Source organism: Actinomycetes bacterium, assembly GCA_036510875.1.
Taxonomy (GTDB): Bacteria; Actinomycetota; Actinomycetes; order Prado026; family Prado026; genus DATCDE01.
The window spans coordinates 1-2,368 of sequence record DATCDE010000095.1; the positions used below are offsets into that span (position 1 = coordinate 1).

Below are 2,368 nucleotides of genomic sequence, written 5' to 3' on the forward strand. Positions count from 1 at the left end.
GTGGTGGTGGAGCAGCTCGACTTGTACCGGGACTCCCCGGCTCCCCAGGACAGCACGTCGATCCCCGGATCGGCATGCGCTCGGCGGACGACCTCCACGCTCGCCAGCGTCCCGGCGCTGACGTGCAGCCATTGTGGCGACACCAGGTTGGCATAGACGCGCATGAGGCGGCCGTTCGTGAAGCACACCGAGAAGGCGGCCAGCTCGCCGGCACCCCGGATGACGAGCAGGTGCGCTGTCCCGGTCCTGGCGTGCGCCAGGACTTGTGCCCGGAACTGCGACGCCTCCGCGGGGCTGTCGAGGATCGCGTAGCCGCGCACCTGCTGGTTGCGTGCCCGATGCACCTCGATGACGTCGGGCAGGACCTCCTGGATCTCGTCCGGATCCGTGAGCCAGCACGGCACAAGGGGCGTGCCAGCGGCAGCCGCGAGGTTGTGGGCCCGGTGGGCGTTGTCCCGCATCTTCCTGGTGACGTATCTGCCCAACGGCTCACCCGGCACGAAGACCGCCTGCGGGCAGCGGCCGGACTCGGACGCCTTCGCGCGAGGTAGCGTCCGCACGAAGGCCTCGGACGTAGGACCTGCCACGACGTTGGCCAGCCGCAGCGTCCAGTGACGGTCCGCCTCCGTCAGGCGGGAGCAGACCGCCCGGCCGAGGACCGTGGCTTCGGCCGGACCAGCGGCGGCGACCGTCATCTCCTCGTCGTCCGCTCCGAGGCCCCTCGCCTCGATCATGCCTCGCCACCGTCGAACTGCCAGGCCCATGGCTGCCACTGTCTCGCCGCACTCCAGCGCCTCGACCAGCAAGGGGGTCCAGGAGGCGTGGTAGTCCGACCACACGGCCGCGCCAGGATGGACCTGGCCCGGAGGGGCAACGACGCCCGCGTGGAAGTCGTCGAGACAGGCCAGGCGGGCCAGGGCGTCCGCGCCGCACCAGGAGCGAATCACCGTTGTCCCGCCGTCGGATGGGGCGGGAGACGGGGCTCGTCGACTGGTATTCACCACGGTGCCTGTCAGGCTAGCGCTGCGCCACGCCGCACGCGCCACGGCACCTGCCTGTCACGCGCTCGGCGGAGCCGGCGGCGCCGGACTCGGACTATCGGGTCTTGATCGGCGTCAAGGTGTCGGCGACCGGGTCACCCCAGTCGCGCCCTCCGGTTGCCACCGATCTCGGGCCGCCTTCTCCGCGCTGATCCCGTCCACGACCGGCCAGTTGTCCGCGCCGTAGCCCTGGACACAGAGCGCACGAGAGGTGTAAGTGGACACCTGGTCGGTCGGGGCGGGAGGAGCAGTCATGACCGGCTACCTCATCTACTTCAACCAGCAGCGGGTGGGCGACCACCCGGCGGAGTGGTTCCGCGGGCGCGGGCCGCTCGGTTTGGCGTGGCTCCCATCACCGCGAGGCGCGCGAAGGCAGCAGTTCGGTTCGTTCGCTGCCCGCACGTGCCCCCGTTGGGTCGACAGGTTGAGGAGCAGTTCGCCCTAGTCCATCTCGGCAAATGGGTCCCGGTGTATCGCCGCTCGCACCACATCGGATTGGCTGCGGCGTGGTCCCGCGGCAGCCAAGCGAACTCAGCGTCGCCAGGTCGCAGCCGGCTCGACCAGCGCGTCACAACCCGGCTTCTTCGGGGGCGGGCTCAACGTCGCGGCGATGATCGCCTCATGGTGGACCTGGCGCGGCCGACCCGTGCGGGGCTCGTCGTGCAAGCCGTCGAGACCCTCAGACTCGTGGCGGGCCCGCCCGCCGAAGACCGTCGGACGCGACACCGAGACCCGGGCGGCGATCTCGGTGTTGGCCAGCCCGTCCGCGGCCAGCAGCAGGATCCGGGCCCGCTGCGCCTACACGTCGGGTCCTCGCTCATCTCGAGCATCCAGGTGACTCAGGTGGCCGCGTGGCTGGGCCACGCGTCGCCCAGGACGACGCTCGGCGTCTACGCCTACTGCAGGCCGAACGACGACGAGAGCGGTCGCAAGGCGCTCACCGTGGTCGGGACCGTGATCCTGCGCGATGTGCACCCGATGTGCACCGACGTGTCCGCGTCAGGGTCCGCAGACGCTGCGACCCCTTGAGGCTGTCGCTACTTCGGCGGCTCGGTGCTGCGGCGGCGCAGGTAGCGCTCAAACTCTCGCGCGATGGCGTCCCCGGAGGCCTCGGGGAGCTCGGCGGTGTCGACGGCCTCCTCGAGCGTCCGGACGTACGCCGCGATCTCGTCGTCCTCGGCCGCGAGCTCGTCGACACCGATCTGCCAGGCACGCGACTCCTCGGGCAGGTCGCCCAGGGGGACCGGCACGTCGAGCAGGTCCTCGATGCGCGCGAGCAGCGCCAGCGTCGCCTTGGGACACGGCGGTTGTGCGACGTAGTGCGGCAC

The 2,368-nt window shown here is 71.0% G+C and carries 4 protein-coding genes; 1 reads left to right on the forward strand and 3 read right to left on the reverse strand.

The genetic code is table 11. The annotated features are described in order from the left end of the window. Nucleotides 1-947, reverse strand: a 947-nt coding sequence (locus tag VIM19_05450; protein ID HEY5184348.1) for a GNAT family N-acetyltransferase, incomplete at its 3' end; no start/stop codon positions are given. Between the two features lie 624 nt (nt 948-1,571). Continuing rightward, nucleotides 1,572-1,823 (reverse strand): helix-turn-helix domain-containing protein, encoded by a 252-nt coding sequence (locus tag VIM19_05455; GenBank protein HEY5184349.1) that lies wholly within the window; start codon nt 1,821-1,823, stop codon nt 1,572-1,574. 60 nt (nt 1,824-1,883) lie between these two features. On the opposite strand from VIM19_05455, the gene VIM19_05460 reads away from it, so the two are divergent. Next, on the forward strand, nt 1,884-2,069 hold the full coding sequence (locus tag VIM19_05460) for a hypothetical protein (GenBank protein HEY5184350.1): 186 nt from the start codon (nt 1,884-1,886) through the stop codon (nt 2,067-2,069). An 8-nt stretch (nt 2,070-2,077) separates the two neighbouring features. Here the strand turns inward: VIM19_05460 and VIM19_05465 are convergent. After that, nucleotides 2,078-2,368 (reverse strand): PAC2 family protein (locus tag VIM19_05465; protein ID HEY5184351.1); only part of this gene is annotated, 291 nt, incomplete at its 5' end.